We start from the raw sequence: 18,048 nt of genomic DNA, 5'->3' as shown, positions 1-18,048 counted from the left end.
TTACAGTGCACCGTCCCTCTTACGGAAGCGGGCGACGGACAGGGAGCCGATGAAGCCCAGCATGGCTACCACGAACATGGCGTTGACCACGGTGGTGTCTAGCGTCCAACAGATGTAGGTGGCCAGGGCGCATTGGATGGAGGCGACGATGCCGTCCATCGCAATGACGCGGTCCAGCGAGTTCGGCCCGATGATCAGGCGCCACGTGGTGACAAAAAACCCAGCCACGAGGAGGATCGCCGCGAAGGCGAGCACGGTGTTATAAATCGCGTCATCCATGTTTGGGGCCCTTTCGCTTCTCAAAAATCTCGATCATTGAGCGTTCCAGTTTCTGCACATCAGCCAATGCCTTTTCGACGTCATCTTGCGTCCCCGCCGACAACACGTGAATGGTCCAGGTGCGATTAGCCAGATCAATATCCGTCACACACCCACCGGGCTGGAGGTTATACGCGCAGGTGGCAAAGTACAGTGCCAGCTCTGAATCCAGGCGCATGGGAACCTTGAAGATGGCGCTGCGGGGTGGGTCCGCAGGGCGAATGGCCAGCCAGGAGACATTGATGGCAGCGACGATGAGCTGCCCGACCCAGCGGATGACAAAAACAAACAGCTTGGGTAAATCCACCCGGATACCACTGGTGGGCAGCTTGGGCAGGGGCAGCAGCATCGTGATGGCGGTGCCCAGCAGCAGACCCGCCAAGGCGTTAGCCCAGGTGAGCTCGCCCATGAGCAGGATCCACATGGCTGTGAGCCAGACGATGAACCACGGACGGAAGCGGTCAGCGAGGTTACGGCCAAAGCGGCGTTTGGGGGTGAATCGAGTGGGGCTCATCGGGAGGCCTCCTCTCCGGTCGTCTTCTCGGCCGGCGTCGGTACCGGAACGGTGGTCACGCCGGCACTCGGTTCCTCGATGTGGTGGCGGCGGTTGGGGAGGGCATCGGAGTCGTCGTTAAGCGATCCTTGATCGAGCGTCCGGGAGGGGTTCGACCAGTCCGTGCCCAGGACCGCGGTGCGGTAAAGGTTGGTGTCGAAGGAGGAGTCCGCGGCGCGGCCCGTGATCGCAGCGATGGGGCCCGCGAGGAATGTGATGGCCACGGATGCCGCGACGAGCGTAGCGGTGGAGGCAAGCATTCCGGCGGGTACGCGACCGGCGTCCTGGCTATCTTCCAGCGAGACTGTGTCCGAGATGTCCCCGAGTGGGCTGACGCGGACGGAGACGACATTGCCTTCGGGGGCGTCTTTGCGGTCGCGAACGAAGGCTTTGGACCACACGATCATCATCGCGTACAGCGTGAGCAGCGAGGTAACCACAGCGCCGATGATGAGTACCCAGGACAGCCACGAACCTTCTTCAGCACCGGCCTGGATGAGCAGGACCTTGCCGATGAAGCCAGAGAACGGCGGGATACCGCCCAAGTTGAGAGCCGGGATCATGTACAACAACGCGATCACGGGCGCGGTGTACAGCAGTGAACCGAGGCGGCGCAGCTGGGAGGAGCCCATCTGACGTTCGATAAGGCTGACCACGAGGAACAGGGAGGTTTGCACCAGAATGTGGTGGACCGCGTAGAAGATCGCGCCACTCAAACCGTGCGGGGTGCCCAAGGCGACACCGAAGATCATGTAACCGATGTGGCTGACCAGGGTGAAGGACAGCAGACGTTTGATGTCGTTTTGGGCAAGCGCGCCCATCACACCGATGACCATGGTGGCCAGCGCGACCCACATGAGGAGGGTGCTTAAGGAGCCATCCGGGAACATAGTCATCTTCACCCGGATGATGGAGTACACACCGACCTTGGTGAGCAAGCCCGCGAACACAGCGGTGACCAGGGATGCGGCGGTGGGGTAGGAGTCCGGCAGCCACGCATCCAGCGGGAACACCGCCGCATTGATGCCAAAGGCCACGAGCAAAGTGGCAAAGATCGCGGTGCGGGTGCCATCCGGGATGTCCTCAAACCGGATGCCCGCCTGCGCCATGTTCACCGTGCCCACGGAGGCATACACCAGGCCGAGGGCAAACAGGAAGACCATCGACGAGGACATGGACACCATCACGTAGCTGATGCCCGCGCGCACACGCTGGGGCGAGGCACCCATGGTGAGCAGGATGTAGGAGGCAACCAGGAAGATCTCAAAGCCCACATACAGGTTGAACAAGTCGCCCGCCAGGAAGGACAAGTTCACGCCCATGGACAGCAGCATGTACACCGGCAGGAACACCTCAACCGGGTCATTCTCATTGCCGTCCCGGATACCCTGGCTGATGGCAAACCACATCACGCAAAACAGCACGATGGCGGACACAAAGAGCATGATGCCGGAGAGCCGGTCCGCCACAAACGTGATGCCAATGGGGGCGTCCCAGCCACCCATCTGCAGTGTTTGAATGCCGGAGATATCCGCCACCAAAATCATGGACGCGGCGACACCGGCCAGCACCAAGAAGGTGATGAACGCGATGTTGCGCTGCAGCCCACGGTGGCCACCAGCCAACAAGATCAGCCCGGCTGCCAACGCAGGGATGAGCACCGGCAGGGGAATCAGGTACGGCATGTAGGGGAGCAGGAAGTCAACGTACTGCTCAAAAAGCGTGGGAGCGTTCACCGCGCTATTCATCGTCGACCTCCTTCACTGGGCTCTCAAAGGAGCGGGGACCAAAGGCATCACCACTACTACTCATACGGCCGGTCTCTGGGTCATCCGACGCGTCCGCATCCGGTGCCGCTGCCGGGGTGGCGGGGCGGGCCGCAATGGCCTGGTCCTCCGCGTCGTGCTCAATCACATCGTCCGTGCGGTAGCGGTACTGCCTGTACATCAGCGCCAGGATGAAGGACACCAGCGCCATGGAGATCACAATCGCGGTGAGGATCATGCCCTGGGCCAAAGCGTCTGCGGATTGCTCAGCGGCTGCGGAATCGCGGTTCACAATCGGCGGTGCTCCAGCCTCCCCGCCAGCCTGCAGCAGGAGGAGGTTCGCGCCATTACCAATGAGCATGACGCCAAGCAGCATGCGCGTCATCGCCCGGTCCAACATCAGGTACACGCCGGCGGTAATCAGCACGCCAGATGCGATGAGGAGGAACAGATTCGCTTCCATTACTTCGCCTCCTCAGAGTTGATCGGGGACACAGGGGTCTGAGCGGCCTTTGCAGACTTGGCCGCTTCGCGTGCCCGTCGGCGCTCCTCATTCTTCTGCTGCAGCGCGCGGGCACGATCGCGTGCGCGTTCCTTGCGTTCCTCTTCCTCACGGTCGATTTGTGCGCCAAGGGAAGTCAAGGTGTGCATGGTGGTGCCGACGACGATGGTGTACACGCCAGCGTCGAAAAGCAGGGCTGACGGGATGGTGACTGCGCCGATAAGCGGCAACACCGGCTCGATGTACCCGCTGGTCAACGGTGGGTAGCCGAGGAACATCGGGATCACCGCTGCTAGGCCGGAGAGCAGGAGGCCCGCGCCGAGCAGTTTCGACGGATCCACCGGCAGCGCCTCTTCGAGCTCCTCCCGACCACCGGCGAGGTAGCGCAACGTCAGCGCAAGGCCCATGACCAAGCCGCCGGCGAAACCGCCGCCCGGTGCGTTGTGGCCGGAGAAGAAGAAGTAAGCAGACAGCAACACCATCGCCGGGAAGAGCAGGCGGGTGACCACATCCACCATGATGGAGCGGTTCTGTGCCTTCTCGCCTTCCACGCCCGCGGCGAGCCAACGCGGGCGGTGGGTGGACAACGTCGGGCGGCGCGAGTCACGAGTGAAGGATTCGGTGCGGTAAATCAGGCTGGCCACACCAGTCGCGGCGATGACCAGAACGGAAATCTCGCCGAGAGTATCCGCGGCACGCAAGTCCACCAGCAGCACGTTCACGGTGTTGCGGCCGTGGCCGATGTCGTAGGCTAGGTCCGGCATGAAACGGGAGATCGGTTCGGTGATCCGCGCGGACATCGCCGCGATGGCCACGACCACAACGGAGAAACCAGTACCCACGGCCAGCCAAGCGCGCAGACGGTTGTCGGTATCGCGCACGTCCACCTCGGTGGGCAGCTTGCGCAACACCAGCATGAACACGACCATCACCAGCGTTTCCACCAGCACCTGCGTCAGCGCTAGATCCGGCGCGCCGTGGAAAGCGAAGATAACGGCGGAGCCGTAGCCCGTCAAACCTACCAGGATGACCATGGACAAACGATTCCGAATGATCGTCGCCGCCACCGCACAACTGATCAGCACCAGCACCGTCATGCCCTGCCAGGGGTTGTCCCACAGCTTCATGTGAACATCCGCGGAATCCCCAAACACCAGTGACGTCAGCGGCACCACTAACAGCACACTGAAAATCACGGCCAGGTTGATGGTCAAAGAACCGCGCTGCGTCGAAGCGGTCAAGCGAAGGCTCGCTTGTCGCAGTACCCGCAACATATTGTCCCAGAGCTCATCCGCATCGCCCAGTGCCGGACGCTCAAACTGCATCTTGTTCAGCAGCTCACGCTGCCAGAACATCAGCGCACCGGTAGCAATGATCACCGCGCTTAGCGCCAGCGGGACAGTAATGCCGTGCCACAGCGCCAGATCCTGGTGCTCGCCCTGCGGGAAACGCACGTGCAGATACTGGTTGAAAATCGCCGACAGGGGTTTGGGAACCAGACCGAACACAATGGTCAGCAGCACCAGCAGGCCCGGCGGTGCCCACTGCAGGAAGTTGATGGGTTTCATGGTGGCGACGGCGGGGGAGACGCCGCGGATAAGCTCAATGCCCACGTTGCGCGGCTGCTTGCGCGCGAAGGCGCCCCACAGGAAGTACAGCGAGTAGGTCATGGTGAGGATCGAGCCCGCGACGAAACCGACGAGCAGCACATTGCGCGGCATGCCTACCAGCAGTTCCTCGTGCATCGTCGTCTCGAGCACGGCTTCTTTGGCCACGAAGCCCCACAGCGGCGGGATGCCCGCCATTGACGCCGCCGCGAGCGTGGCCAGTACCGCAACCAGTGGTTCCTTGCGCCCAAGCCCGGAGAGTTCGCGGATGTCGCGCGTGCCGGCTGTGTGGTCGATCGCACCGACGATCATGAACAGCGCCGCCTTAAACAGCGAGTGCGCAAACACGAGCGCTAGCCCCGCAAGCATCGCCTCGCGCGAGCCAATGCCCACCACCGCAGTCATAAACCCGAGCTGCGACACCGTGCCATACGCCAGAATCAGCTTCAGATCGCGCTGCTTCAGCGCCATCCAGCCACCCAGCAGCATCGTGAACACGCCCGCCGGAAGCACAACCACATGCCACACGCTTATCGACGAAAAATCCGGCGCCAACCTTCCCACCACATACACACCGGCCTTCACCATGGCAGCGGAGTGCAGGTAGGCGGACACCGGTGTCGGTGCCGCCATCGCGCCGGGCAACCAGAAGTGGAACGGTGCCTGCGCCGATTTAGTGAGTGCGCCGAGCAGGATGAGCATCACCGCCGCGGTGATTCCCGGGATGTCCGCCAGGTTGGTCAGACCGGGGATCTCCGAGAACTTCCACACATTCGTCTGGGTGCCAAACAGGATGATGCCCACTAGCATGGCCAACCCGCCAAACGTGGTGACCAGCAGTGCCTGCGTCGCCGCCCTTCGTGAGGACGCACGCTCCCCGTAATACGACACCAGCAGAAAGGAGAGCACGGAGGTGATCTCCCAGAAGATGTACATCATCAAGATGTTGTCCGAGATCACCAGCCCGTACATCACCGTGGCAAACATGGTGAGCTCCGCCGCGAAGATACTCAACCGCCGCGGATTCGAATCAAAATAGCCCCAGCAATACAGCAACACCAGCGCGCCGATACCCAGGATGATCAGGCCGAACAGCCCCGCGAACGCGTCGAGCCGGAACTCAATATTCAGGTGCATCCCCGGCATCCACGGATACGTGGCCAGGATCTCGCCCCCGTTGTGGAAGGTCCCCGCCGTGAAGTGGTACACCAACCAGAAAAACCCCGCCGCGGGCACCAGAGCCAACAAACCAAAAGCGGGCCTGCCTAGCGTACGAACCAGGACTGGCGCCGCCGCAGTTGCGGCAATGAGCGCGATGAGCAGGGTGATCACGGTGTCACGGTCCTCCCGAGAAGATCGATCAATCGGTTAAGGATGCAGCAGCTAACAAACACACCCTGCCAACTTGGGAAACACGTGAAACCAAATCAAAAGGCGCGTCATGGAGGCGCGGCCAACTTCAGACAGTCTACAGATTTTTACCCGATGGTGTCGTGGCAACAAAGGGTTGGCTTAGTTTTTGGCTGAGTCGCTGGCTTAGCTTCTGGTCTAGCCGTAGATGCGCTGCGCACCAGAGGCCATTGCGGAGGCAATGGAGATCTCGCTGGTCGTACCAAAACCGACAGCCCAAGCGGTGTTGCGCTCGTTGATCTGGTGAGCGACCTTGATGGCGGTGAACTTCGCCTCAAAGATCTCAAACTGGTGGAACTCGAGGATCTCAACGTAACGATCCTCCTCCGCCAACATCGCCGCAAAAGCGTGCGCCGGACCAGAAGCCGTGACCTCACGGTGCTCCGTCTGCGGCGGGTAGGTCTTGGATGTGCGGGTGACATCCGCAGCGTAGGTGGTGTAGCACCAGTTCTCGCGGGTAGCGGTGATGTCGGAGAACTTAACCGTCGGCGTCGGCGCGTAAGTGGCAGTGAACAAGGACCAGGACATGCCCATGGCCTCTTCGCGCAGCTCGCGCGGCAAACGACGCGACGTCTCGTAGCGCAGCTGGAACGGATCCAGAGCCTCATGCTGCTGCGTGTCCTGCTGCGTCGTCTGCTGCGGTGCCGGGGTAGCCGGGGTTTCCGGAGTTTCCGAGGTGAAACCCTCGAAGCGAGTCTGGGTGGTCTGCTGGGTCTGAGTCTGAGTCTCGGTGTAAGACACGAGTATGTCCTTCTACGTTTGCGGTTTGTGTTGGGGGTGTACCGACTCGCTAGTACTGGGTGGCTAAGGACCACTACCCCACACCGCAGGGAGTCGGTTACTCCGCGTTGGGGTCGGTGGCCTTAATTACCACCGCTAGCGCTAGCGGCGCTAGGGCTCGTAGAAGAATCTGCTTTTGCATGTCTGTGACAGTAGCCCACCCGTCTGGTGATGCGCAACACACTGGGGGCAACTTTTTCTGGCTATTTCGTCCATTTTTGACATTGTCGCAGCTCAGACCCCTTGGTGCTGTCTCAAAAAATCTACCCCTGATCCCACTATATGGAACGCCTTGATGGTGGGCTCGCTCTGCATTGCATCCTGCACAGCGTCCGTCCTGCGCCCGTGCTGCGTCACCCAGTTCCGCCTAGCTCCACCCAGCATCACCGCCCAACCCCCAATCACGCAAAACCCGAACTTTAGAACCCGAACATCACTGCTTTTTGGCCGAAGTTCGGGCTCTAGAGTTCGGGGTTTGGCTGGGCAAGGGGCGACGAGAGGGGGTGGCAAGGGGTAAGAGGGGGCGGGAGGGGGAAAGTGGCGGGGGGATACAGGCATGGAGTCGGTCTGACCTTTAGAGGGTCCGGCTTGCCCGGGCGGGGGTGAGGATGGGGCCGCGGTTCTGGGAGCGTCGATAAGCAGTGATGACACGCTGGACACAGTCATCCTCATCGCGGAGGATATCGGCGGGGAACAGGCGGATGACCTCGTAGCCCTGCTCGCGCAGCCAGTTTTCGCGGCGGAGCTGTTTCATCACCGTTTCGTGGGGGAGGTCCTCGAACTTCATCGCGCCGTCGATCTCAATGACGAGCTGATCCCACAGCAGATCAACGCGCACGCGGTGCCCGATCCGCATCTGCGGCTGTGTCGTGATGCCGTGCTCGGTGAGGATGATGCGGAAGAGCGATTCATAGGGTGACTCCGACAGTGAAATACTCATCGCGAGCGCCTCCCGTGCCACCGCGATGCCCTTCTTGCCGGTCAACCGCGCGATAGTTGCTGCGATCTGATTCTGTTTTACCTGCACGTTGATCGGTGCTTCGCCCTCCAGCCAACTGTCCAGCGCCGCAACGCCGTGGCGCAGACCATGCAGACGAGCGATATCGACGATCGTCCTTTCCACCGTCGTTGCCCGCACGATGCTAGAGCCGGTGCCGTCGCTGGCCTGAAACGTGTTGTAGTCCATGTCCGGGATGATCATGTGGTGGAACATGGTGCTAGGTGGCCACTTCTGCATGGAAGGTGGCTTGCCCGAGGTGTGGGCAAGTTCGACGACCTCGTCCTGCAGTGGGAGAACCCAGTGCTCGAGGAACTGGGCGGCGGAACGTCCGACAAGGATCGCTTTGTGTGAGGCTGTCGCAATCGCATAACACCTGAGATAATTCTGCTGGTAGCGCTTGAGCTGGTTCCAGTCCTCGGCTGCGATGAATTTTGTAGCTGAGAGTTTCACGCATTCCTGGTGCTGGGCCTGCCCGCGCGGCAGGAGTAAGTCGCGCAGCTCAATATTCTTCATTGGTCCCCCCTGTGGTCCCCTTATGGTTGCGCTCCCCCGAGCGCTCTTAGGGGGACGTTAGCAGAGCTTGGGCGAGGCGGTACTCGGTATGCAAGCGTTGATTCTCCCTAGAAAACCCAAACCCCGAACCTTAGAACCCGAATACTGGCTAAAAAGCGACGAGGTTCGGGTTCTAGAGTTCGGGGTTTGCTGGAAGTGGGAAAGGGCCCCGCCCTAGCCCTACAGCGACGCCACGCGCTGCAGGAACTTGGCCTCCGCGACGGCGATGCGTTCGATCTCGTAGGGGTGGACGGACTCGTCGACCGAGTGGATGCCGGCCTGGTTGTCCTCCACGCCGTACATGGCAATCGCGGCGTTGGGGAAGTGCTCCTGCAGGGTCGCGGTGAGCGGGATGGAGCCACCGGAACCGACAGTGACCAGGTCAGTCGGGGCGGTGACGGTGGGGTCAGAGCCGGCGGTTTCTTGGTAGGCCTCCTGCAGGCATTCGCCGAGTAGGGCGATGGCTGGTTGGGAGGGGTCGGTGGCAAAGCCGTTGTTGATGTCGAAGATCTCTACGGACACCTTGGCGCCCCACGGGATGTGGGCGATGAGGTGCTGCTTCAGGGCTTCGGCGGCAGCAGCGGGGTCCATGCCGGCGGGAACGCGCAGGTTGAGCTGGGCTTCGGCGCGGGGAACGATGGCGTTGACGGCCTTGCTGACTGGGGTGGAGGTGAAGCCGATGATGGTGACGGCGGGGCGGGCCCACACGAGGTCGGCAACACCAGGAGCACCAGCCGAAGGAGCACCCGAAGCACCCGACTCCACCCCACCCAGCAGGGACACCCCATCGAGGACACCGGCGTCGGCGCGGAAGGCTTCCGCGTCGTAGGGCTGACCAGGCCAGGTGGCGGTGAGGGCGTCGGAGAGGCCGTCGATGGTGGTGTGGCCGGAGGCGTCGCGAAGCGAATCGAGGGTGCGGATCAGGGCGTCGACCGGGTCGGGAGCGGGGCCGCCGAAGGTGCCGGAGTGGATGGCGCCGCGCAGGGTCTCCACGGTGACTTTGAGTTGGGCGCCGCCGCGCAGGGCGGTGGTCAGGGTGGGGGTGCCTACGGCGACGTTGCCGGAGTCGGCGATGAGGATGACGTCAGCCTCGAACAGCGAGGGCTTTTCCTGGATGAGCTTTTCCAGGCCACCACCGCCGAGTTCCTCGGAGCCTTCGACGAGGACGATGAGGTTGGCGGTGGGGCCGTCGGTGGCGTCGATAAGCCTGAGGGCCTCGAGGTGCATGGCCACGTTGCCTTTGCAATCGGCGGCGCCGCGCCCGTACCAGCGGCCGTCGCGTTCGGTGAGGGTGAAGGGGTCGGCGGTCCATGCGGCGGGGTCGCCGGCGGGCACGACGTCGTAGTGGGAGTAGAGGAGGACGGTGGGGGCGTCGTCGCTCACATGCCGGCGGCCGATGATAGCGTCAGCCTTATCGATGGTCGCGTGCCTCTCCACCTCCAACCCCCGCTCCGCTAGCGCCGCGGCCACCCAATCAGCGGCAGCTGCATGTTGATCAGCCAATTCAGGGACTGAGTGAGGGGAATTAAAGGACACGAGTGCGGACAGGTCGTTGAAGATCCGTTCGCGGTTCGGGCTAAAAGTGTTCATGTTTTTGAACGTACCACCGGGGAGCGAAACGGCAGTTGCGTGGCTAGGATCGGGCCTACTTAAAAGGACCTCAACCTAGAGGAGGCCGCGATGCTAGAGGATTTCCAGGACCTGTTCGCGCGTCTGTTCTCGGACCTACTCGAGAACAAGTTCGTTTTCGTGCTATTCGGGTTTTTCGCGCTCTCGATTGTGTGGCCCGTGGTGCGCAAAAACTTCGACAAAGTGGTGAAGCGTGAGTACGGGCATGTGGTGGCGGTGGATATTTCGGTGACTAGGCGCCCGCTGTCCAGTAGGAACTCGGAGCCCATGCACACGCGGATGCTCGTGCGCATGGGGTCGGGGGAGGAGCTGCTGACCAGGTGGGATGACTCGACGGGGAGGCTGCGAAACGGCATCAGGAAGCAGGTATTCCAGGGCAATTGGATCAACCTGTACGCGCCGAAGATCAATGTGCCACCAGAACAGCAGGAGGCAGCCATAGAGCAGATGAAGGCGAAGTTCTACCGCTTTGAGCTCCCGCAGCCGACGTCCGTGGTGGTGTTGCGCCGGAAGAGCGGCAGGTTTGATCTGGAGTTCTAGCTCTACCGGTTTCCACCTTTAGTAGGGCAGGAGTAACATCCCACCAGTCTGAAGGCACCCCAAGAAAGGCTCAACATGGACAACCGGACGCAACTGCGCGAGCTGACTCTGCGCGGCATCATCATTGGTGGCCTGATCACGCTCGTGTTCACGGCGGCCAATGTGTACCTGGGCCTCAAGGTGGGGCTGACGTTTGCTACGTCCATTCCGGCGGCGGTCATTTCGATGGCGGTGCTGCGCAAATTCGCTGGGCACAATGTGAAGGAAAACAACATTGTGCAAACGATTGCGTCCGCAGCAGGCACGCTGTCCGCGATCATCTTCGTTCTGCCGGGCCTGGTCATGATTGGTTACTGGCAGGGCTTCCCGTTCTGGACCACCACGCTCGTGTGCGCACTCGGCGGCATCTTGGGCGTGATGTTCTCGGTCCCGTTGCGTCGCGCGCTGGTCACGGGCTCTGACCTGCCATATCCGGAGGGTGTCGCCGCGGCGGAGGTGCTCCGCGTGGGGGATGGGGATCCGAGCAATGAGGAGAATGTGAAGGGCCTGCGCACGATCGTCGTGGGTGGCCTCGTCTCCGCAGCGTACGGTCTGCTCGCCGCGATGAAGGCGGCCGCGAGCGAAGTCTCCGCGGTGTTCAAATTCGGCCCGGGTGCCACGATGCTCGGCGGCTCGCTCTCCCTCGCGCTTATCGGTGTGGGCCACCTCGTGGGTATGACGGTGGGTATCGCCATGCTCGTGGGTGTGGTCATTTCCTTCTTCGTCCTGCTTCCATGGCGTACCTCTGCGCTTATCGACGCCTCCGCTACCGACCTCGCCGACATCGTCACCACCACCTTCTCCTCCGAGATCCGTTTCATCGGCGTGGGCACGATGGCGGTGGCCGCACTGTGGACCCTGATCAAGATCGCCGGCCCGGTGGTCAAGGGTGTGAGTGCCTCCCTGGCCAGCTCCCGCAAGCGCGCGGCCGGCACGGAGGTGGATGTGACGGAGCAGGACATCCCGTTCCCGATCGTTCTGGGCATCATCCTGGTGTCCATGCTTCCTATTGGTTTCTTGCTGTGGGATTTCCAGCAGGGCACGGACATCCATGAGCATGCGGTGAGCCTGACCATTATTTCGGTTCTGTTCATTCTCATCGCGGGTCTGGTCATTGCTTCCGTGTGTGGTTACATGGCTGGCCTCATTGGTGCGTCGAACTCGCCGATTTCCTCGGTGGGCATCATCGCTGTGATTGCGTCCGCGCTGCTCATTGCGGCGTTCATGGCGGGTACGGATGCGAGTGCGTCCTCGCTGGTGGCCTACACGTTGTTCACGGCGGCGATTGTCTTCGGCATCGCCACCATTTCCAATGACAACCTGCAGGACCTCAAGACTGGCCAGCTCGTCGGCGCCACCCCGTGGAAGCAGCAGGTGGCCCTGGTCATTGGTGTGATCTTCGGTTCCGTGGTTATTCCGCCGGTGTTGCAGCTCATGCTCACCGCGTTCGGCTTCCAGGGTATGGAGGGTGCCGGTGCGGATGCGTTGGCGGCGCCACAGGCGGTCCTGATGTCGTCCGTAGCAACGGGCATTTTCGACGACTCCTTGGACTGGAACCTCATCTTCCTCGGCGTGGCCATCGGTGCTGTGGTGATCATCATTGATGAGGTCCTGGGTGTGACTACCAAGAAGAAGTACGCTCTGCCGCCGCTGGCCGTGGGCATGGGCATGTACCTGCCGGTCGCGGTCACTGTGATGGTGCCGGTCGGCGCGCTGCTGGGTTACCTGTACAACCGCTGGGCATCAGGCCAGCGCAACCCGCAGTCCGTGATCCGCATGGGCACGCTCGGCGCCACCGGCCTCATCGTGGGTGAGTCCCTCTTCGGCGTGGTCAACGCCGGCATTATCGCCGCCTCGCAGGGAGAGAGCCCGCTCGAGATTTTCGACGGTGCCCGCTGGTCCACCGCCCTCGGCGTCATCCTCTTCATCGCCGCGGTTGTCTTTATCTATAGGCGCACCGCGCACTCGGCGAAGGATCTGCCCGCAGCTGTGGCGGCGGAGAAGTAGCAGCGTCTCGCGCCCTACCTTGCACTCGGGGCCGTTGACTGCTAAAAAAGGCTTTAGCACTCCAGCCAAGTGAGTGCTAAAAAGTCAATTTCGAGCGGGTGAGGTTGGTAGCGCTCACCATCCGTGCCGTCGCGGGCGCCTGCTTGGACCTTTTAGACGTGAGAGTGGCGTCGCCTTTCCTATATATAAGAGGAGCAACAAACTCACATGGCAAAGATGATCGCATTCGATGAGGAAGCACGCCGCAGCCTTGAGCAGGGTCTGAACACCCTGGCCAACGCTGTGAAGGTGACCTTGGGGCCGAAGGGACGCAACGTTGTCCTGGAGAAGTCCTGGGGTGCGCCGGCGATCACTAACGATGGTGTGACCATCGCTAAGGATATTGAGCTGGAAGATCCGTACGAGAAGATCGGTGCGGAGCTTGTTAAAGAGGTAGCGAAGAAGACTGATGATGTTGCCGGTGACGGCACCACCACCGCTACCGTCCTCGCCCAGGCTCTCGTGCGTGAGGGCCTGCGCAACGTGGCTGCTGGCTCGAACCCGATGGGCATCAAGCGCGGTATCCAGGCTGCAACGGATAAGGTGTCCCAGATTCTTCTGGAGACCGCGAAGGAAGTAGAGACCGAGGAGGAGATCGCCTCCACCGCGGGTATTTCTGCGTCCGACCCGGACATCGGTAAGAAGATCGCCGAGGCAATGTACGCCGTGGGCAACGGCTCCGTGAACAAGGAGTCCGTCATTACCGTTGAGGAGTCCAACACTTTCGGCGTTGACCTTGAGGTCACCGAGGGTATGCGCTTTGACAAGGGCTACATCTCCGCTTACTTCGCCACCGACATGGAGCGTGGCGAGGCTGTCCTGGAGGACCCGTACATCCTGCTGGTTTCCGGCAAGATCTCCAACGTCAAGGACCTCCTGCAGGTTCTGGAGCAGGTCATGCAGTCCGGCAAGCCGCTGCTGATCATCGCCGAGGACGTTGAGGGTGAGGCTCTGTCCACCCTCGTGGTGAACAAGATCCGTGGCACCTTCAAGTCTGTGGCGGTGAAGGCGCCGGGCTTTGGTGATCGTCGTAAAGCAATGCTTCAGGACATCGCGATCCTCACTGGCGGCCAGGTCATCTCTGAAGAGGTCGGCCTGAGCCTGGACACCGCTGACCTGTCCCTGCTGGGCCAGGCACGCAAGGTTGTGATCACGAAGGAAGACACCACCATCGTCCAGGGTGCGGGCGACCAGGCTCAGATCGAGGGCCGCGTCAAGCAGATTCGCGCCGAGATTGAGAACTCTGACTCGGATTATGACCGCGAGAAGCTCCAGGAGCGCCTGGCCAAGCTCGCCGGCGGTGTCGCTGTGATCAAGGTTGGCGCTGCCACCGAGGTCGAGCTCAAGGAGCGCAAGCTGCGCATCGAGGACGCTGTCCGCAACGCTAAGGCCGCTGTTGAGGAGGGCATCGTCGCCGGCGGTGGCGTCGCCCTCCTGCAGGCCGCCAAGTCCCTGGAGGACAACCTCGGCCTCGAGGGTGATGAGGCCACCGGCGTGAAGATTGTCCGCGAAGCCATCACCGCTCCGCTCAAGCAGATCGCCCTCAACGCTGGCCTGGAGCCGGGTGTCGTCGCCGACAAGGTGGCTAACCTGCCCACCGGCCAGGGCCTCAACGCCGCTACCGGCGAATACGTGGACATGATGGCCGCCGGCATCAACGACCCGGCCAAGGTCACCCGTTCCGCACTCCAGAACGCCGCCTCCATCGCCGCGCTCTTCCTCACCACTGAGGCAGTCGTGGCCCAGAAGCCGGAGCCCGCAGCCCCGGCCATGGACCCGGAGGCCATGGGCGGCATGATGTAAGCACTCATTGCTTATCGACGAACCGGCCCCCGCGCACTGACTTATCCCCGCGCGGTGGCCGGTTTCGGCGTTTCTTAGCGTGCTACCGTTCGCGTTTTCTTACAGTCCCTTCTTAGTGTCAGGGAGATTGCGTCCTGCTCACCCCCAAAAAATACCCCCGTATTGGGGAAGTAGGAAAATTAAAATGAAATAGATTAGGGGCGAAAATGCAACATCGATTTAGTGATGCCGGACGTTACGCATCCGTGACGTACTTTTTTCTCCATTAATTTTCCCTCATGAAAAGGTGCAGGTCAGCAAATGTTTCTGGCTCCTGTTAATTCAATGTTCAACTTCTTAGTGATGTCTAAGTTTGAGGAAGTTCGTTGTGGAAACTAAAAATTTCGTTTGCGGGTCCTGTGTTTTGTGGCAGGATTATTGCCGTGACGCCCGATCGGGGTGTCTGACACTCAGAAACCCTCATCGGTGAAAGAAACCGGTGACTTTCGTAAGGAGATACAACATGGATGTCAAGGACATCATCTGGCACCTCGAGAACTTCATCAACACCAACAAGGGTTGGAACGACTTCCTGGGTGGCCTGACCAAGTTCTTCGGCCAGTGGGATGAGTACCTGAAGTGGGTTCAGGAGAAGCCGGGTCAGGGTGAAGGTGGCTTCGCTAAGGGTGCTGGCACCCTGAAGGACCTGTTCGCCGGCTCCTCTTCCAAGTAAGTAATTCACCTTTCACGAATCGATCCACAAGGAGTTAAAAATGGAAAACTTCACCAAGTTCATTGACGGTTCTTCCAAGTTCTCTGACGGTCTTGGCGAGATCATCGAGACCACCTTCAAGTTCATCATGCCGCTGGTTAATTCCGCTGAGGGCCTCGTCAGGCTGCTGAAGCTCCTCCCGTAATAGGAGCCAGCGCTGCTAGGTCACTAGCAAGCACATGAATCCCGTCGCTTCGTGCGGCGGGATTTTTTGTTGGGGTGGAGGTGGTGGCGATAGGCGAAAAGTGCATCCGTACTCCCGCAGTGGGGCGTGGGAAGCGATGGGTGACTACACTGGTAGGCATGGCCAACGATGACGATATGCCGATGATCGACCTCACCCAGACCGAGGGCTACTACGTCGACGATTCCGATGAAGATGACCCGGTGCTGCTGCAGGCGGACGGCACCCCGATTGAAACCTGGCGTGAGAACTATCCGTATGACGAGCGCATGACGCGCGACGAATACGAAAAGACGAAGCGCGCGCTGCAAATTGAGCTACTGAAGTGGCAGAACTGGACCAAGGATACTGGCCAGCGCCACATCATCATCTTTGAAGGCCGCGATGCTGCCGGTAAGGGTGGCACCATCAAGCGCTTCAATGAGCACCTCAACCCGCGTGGTGCACGCACGGTGGCGTTGGAGAAGCCGTCGCCGCGTGAGTCCACGTCCTGGTACTTCCAGCGCTACATCGAGCACTTCCCAGCCGGTGGCGAGATCGTCTTCTTCGACCGCTCCTGGTACAACCGCTCCGGCGTGGAGCGCGTCATGGGCTTCTGCACCGAGTCCCAGCACGCAGAGTTCCTGCGCGAGGTGCCCATGCTGGAGAACATGATCCTCGGTTCCGGCATCTCCCTAACCAAGTTCTGGTTCTCCGTGACCAAGAAGGAGCAGCGCACCCGCTTTGCTATCCGCCAGGTCGACCCGGTGCGTCAGTGGAAGCTCTCGCCGATGGACCTTGCCTCCCTGGATAAGTGGGATGACTACACCCGTGCCAAGGAGGAGCAGTTCCGCTACACGGACACGGATGAATCCCCGTGGATCACCATTAAGTCCAATGACAAGAAGCGCGCTCGCCTGAACGCGATGCGCTACATCCTGTCTAAGTTCGAGTACACGAACAAGGACCACAGCGTGGTCGGCGAACCCGATCCGTTGATTGTGAAGCGTGGTCGCGACCAGATCGGGGACTAGTTTCTAGGGTTTGAGGGCCAGATGTCATGTGTATCTGGCCCTTTTGCATGCGCAATTCGTGCCTGCGTTTTACGCTAATAGCGTGTCTATCCGCATCACCTGGCCCGCAGAGGGCATCGCACAGCTCACGATCGATCGCGATGAGAAGCGTAATGCGCTGAGCAGCTCATTGCTGAACTCGCTTATTAGTGCCTTCCAGCACACCCTCACATCCCACCCCTCTGCCATTGTTCTCACTGGCGCTGGCTCGTGCTTCAGTGCCGGTGCGGACCTTTCGGAGGGGAATCCAGAGGATATTTATCCCGCATTGGTGAAGCTGATTGATCTCATTCGCACTACTCCCATCGCAGTGATCGCTTACGTCAATGGACCTGCGATCGGTGCAGGCGCGATGCTCGCTGCTGCCTGCGATATTCGCGTGGTCAGTTCATCTAGTTTCTTTGCCATCCCCGTGGCGCGCATGGGTGTGAAGGTGGACCGCCAGTTGGCCGAATCGATGACAGCACTTCTGGGGGGTTCCCGTTCCCGCATGCTGCTCATGACCGGGGCGCGTCTCTCTTGCGCCGACGCTGTTTCTTGTGGCTTCGCGGCAGCGGAGGGTGATGTCGAGGCTGCCGTGGAAGTAGCGCGTGTTTGTGCATTCGGCGACCCGGAGACGATTGCCTCGATCAAGGAATCATTCGCTTAGCCCCGTAAGCGTGGCCTTTTTGTTGCGCTTTCTCGCGCGCTGGTGGCAGCGTGGGTGTGTGGGCTGGGAGCGATGTGGACAAATGTGTCCGTTTAAGCGCTTGCGATGAGCTGGCCAGTGGGAATGGGGTCATCCCGAGTGGACACACTGTGTGTCCGCTTTGAAATCAAGGTTCTTTGCAGGTCACAGTCTTGCGTGGTTGCTGACGGACAGATTTGTCCGCATGCTGATTTGCCATATATAGGCCGAAGAGAGGCCGGAGAGAGGCCGGAGAGAGGCCGAGGATAGGCAGAATGCGGGACGAATATGGGCAGAATGTGGGCCGAATATTGGACGGGCCGCTTTTCGTGTTTTAGGGGTGGTCGGAAGAGTGCATGATGGTGCGGGAGAGTTTGCGGAGGTGCTTGAGTTGCTTCGTGGTGGCGTCGTCAAGCGCGCGATCTTCAGCGGCCTCCACGAGCTTGGCTAACTCCGAGTGAATCTTGTGCCCCTTCTTCGTGGGGGTGACAAGCTGGCGGCGGCGATCCTTCGGGTCGCGCTTGCGCTCCACCCAACCTTGGCGCTCCAGGGAATCGATGAGTCGGACCATGTCAGAGGCGTCGACACTCAGGAGCTCTGAAAGCTGATTCTGGCTGGCGGCGTGCTCGAGGGTGCACGTGAGCACCCAGAACTCGCGCATCGTCGTCTTGTGCTTGGCTAACGCGGCCTCTACCTCGTCCTTCGTGGCACGACGGACCCGCTCGATCTGAAAAGAAGGGGACTGAATGAGCCCGGCGGGGAGGTCGAGATTCTTGGACATGGCCCTAATCTATCAGTAGTGGGGAAGTCCTATGGTTGGTACCGCTCGACCTTCCATGGGCGCCGCTA

The 18,048-nt window shown here is 60.8% G+C and carries 16 protein-coding genes; 7 read left to right on the top strand and 9 right to left on the bottom strand.

The genetic code is table 11. The features are described from left to right. The 8 genes from QP994_RS03420 to QP994_RS03385 all read right to left on the bottom strand — a co-directional run bounded on the left by QP994_RS03420 (position 1) and on the right by QP994_RS03385 (position 10,078). A complete protein-coding gene (locus QP994_RS03420) occupies positions 1-279 on the bottom strand; it encodes a monovalent cation/H+ antiporter complex subunit F (RefSeq protein WP_284855212.1) in 279 nt (92 codons plus the stop codon). Next, positions 272-832, bottom strand: coding sequence for a Na+/H+ antiporter subunit E (locus QP994_RS03415; RefSeq protein ID WP_284865385.1), 561 nt, complete (start codon positions 830-832; stop codon positions 272-274). The genes QP994_RS03420 and QP994_RS03415 overlap by 8 nt, the downstream gene beginning before the upstream one ends. After that, complete coding sequence (locus QP994_RS03410) at positions 829-2,619, bottom strand: Na+/H+ antiporter subunit D (protein WP_284865384.1); 1,791 nt, start codon at positions 2,617-2,619, stop codon at positions 829-831. The genes QP994_RS03415 and QP994_RS03410 overlap by 4 nt, the downstream gene beginning before the upstream one ends. Beyond that, positions 2,612-3,100, bottom strand: a complete 489-nt coding sequence (locus tag QP994_RS03405) for a Na(+)/H(+) antiporter subunit C (protein WP_284865383.1) — start codon at positions 3,098-3,100, stop codon at positions 2,612-2,614. Before QP994_RS03405 ends, QP994_RS03410 begins: the two co-directional genes overlap by 8 nt. Continuing rightward, positions 3,100-6,078 (bottom strand): Na+/H+ antiporter subunit A, encoded by a 2,979-nt coding sequence (locus QP994_RS03400; protein WP_284865382.1) that lies wholly within the window; start codon positions 6,076-6,078, stop codon positions 3,100-3,102. Before QP994_RS03400 ends, QP994_RS03405 begins: the two co-directional genes overlap by 1 nt. 216 nt (positions 6,079-6,294) lie before the next feature. Next, positions 6,295-6,897 carry an acetyl-CoA acetyltransferase gene (locus QP994_RS03395; RefSeq protein WP_284865381.1) on the bottom strand — a complete coding sequence of 201 codons (603 nt, stop codon included), beginning with the start codon at positions 6,895-6,897 and terminating at the stop codon, positions 6,295-6,297. Between the two features lie 613 nt (positions 6,898-7,510). After that, a complete protein-coding gene (locus tag QP994_RS03390) occupies positions 7,511-8,449 on the bottom strand; it encodes an endonuclease domain-containing protein (protein ID WP_284865380.1) in 939 nt (312 codons plus the stop codon). A gap of 219 nt (positions 8,450-8,668) precedes the next feature. Further along, complete coding sequence (locus QP994_RS03385; RefSeq protein WP_284865379.1) at positions 8,669-10,078, bottom strand: M20/M25/M40 family metallo-hydrolase; 1,410 nt, start codon at positions 10,076-10,078, stop codon at positions 8,669-8,671. Between the two features lie 90 nt (positions 10,079-10,168). Here QP994_RS03385 and QP994_RS03380 point away from each other — a divergent pair, with 90 nt between their 5' ends. The 7 genes from QP994_RS03380 to QP994_RS03350 all read left to right on the top strand — a co-directional run bounded on the left by QP994_RS03380 (position 10,169) and on the right by QP994_RS03350 (position 17,181). Next, the gene (locus tag QP994_RS03380; protein ID WP_284865378.1) at positions 10,169-10,657 is read left to right on the top strand and encodes a hypothetical protein; all 489 of its coding nucleotides are present in this window, start codon (positions 10,169-10,171) and stop codon (positions 10,655-10,657) included. A gap of 75 nt (positions 10,658-10,732) precedes the next feature. Continuing rightward, positions 10,733-12,703: an OPT family oligopeptide transporter gene (locus QP994_RS03375; protein ID WP_284865377.1), complete on the top strand. Its 1,971-nt coding sequence runs from the start codon at positions 10,733-10,735 to the stop codon at positions 12,701-12,703. Positions 12,704-12,910: 207 nt separating this feature from the next. Next, positions 12,911-14,545, top strand: coding sequence for a chaperonin GroEL (gene groL, locus QP994_RS03370; protein WP_269965974.1), 1,635 nt, complete (start codon positions 12,911-12,913; stop codon positions 14,543-14,545). 502 nt (positions 14,546-15,047) lie between these two features. Next, positions 15,048-15,257, top strand: coding sequence for a hypothetical protein (locus QP994_RS03365; protein WP_284855202.1), 210 nt, complete (start codon positions 15,048-15,050; stop codon positions 15,255-15,257). Between the two features lie 40 nt (positions 15,258-15,297). Then, positions 15,298-15,441: a hypothetical protein gene (locus tag QP994_RS03360; protein ID WP_284865376.1), complete on the top strand. Its 144-nt coding sequence runs from the start codon at positions 15,298-15,300 to the stop codon at positions 15,439-15,441. Between the two features lie 158 nt (positions 15,442-15,599). Continuing rightward, positions 15,600-16,493, top strand: coding sequence for a polyphosphate kinase 2 (ppk2, locus tag QP994_RS03355; protein ID WP_034662138.1), 894 nt, complete (start codon positions 15,600-15,602; stop codon positions 16,491-16,493). A gap of 82 nt (positions 16,494-16,575) precedes the next feature. Then, on the top strand, positions 16,576-17,181 hold the full coding sequence (locus QP994_RS03350; protein WP_284855200.1) for an enoyl-CoA hydratase-related protein: 606 nt from the start codon (positions 16,576-16,578) through the stop codon (positions 17,179-17,181). 352 nt (positions 17,182-17,533) lie between these two features. Here QP994_RS03350 and QP994_RS03345 read toward each other — a convergent pair whose 3' ends face one another. Beyond that, positions 17,534-17,980, bottom strand: a complete 447-nt coding sequence (locus QP994_RS03345; protein ID WP_284855199.1) for a MarR family winged helix-turn-helix transcriptional regulator — start codon at positions 17,978-17,980, stop codon at positions 17,534-17,536. Between the last annotated feature and the right edge of the window lie 68 nt (positions 17,981-18,048).

Origin of the sequence: Corynebacterium sp. MSK044, assembly GCF_030232825.1 — a bacterium.
Lineage (GTDB): Bacteria > Actinomycetota > Actinomycetes > Mycobacteriales > Mycobacteriaceae > Corynebacterium.
Note: the sequence above shows the minus strand (reverse complement) of the source record. Positions and strands in the feature narration are given on the sequence as shown.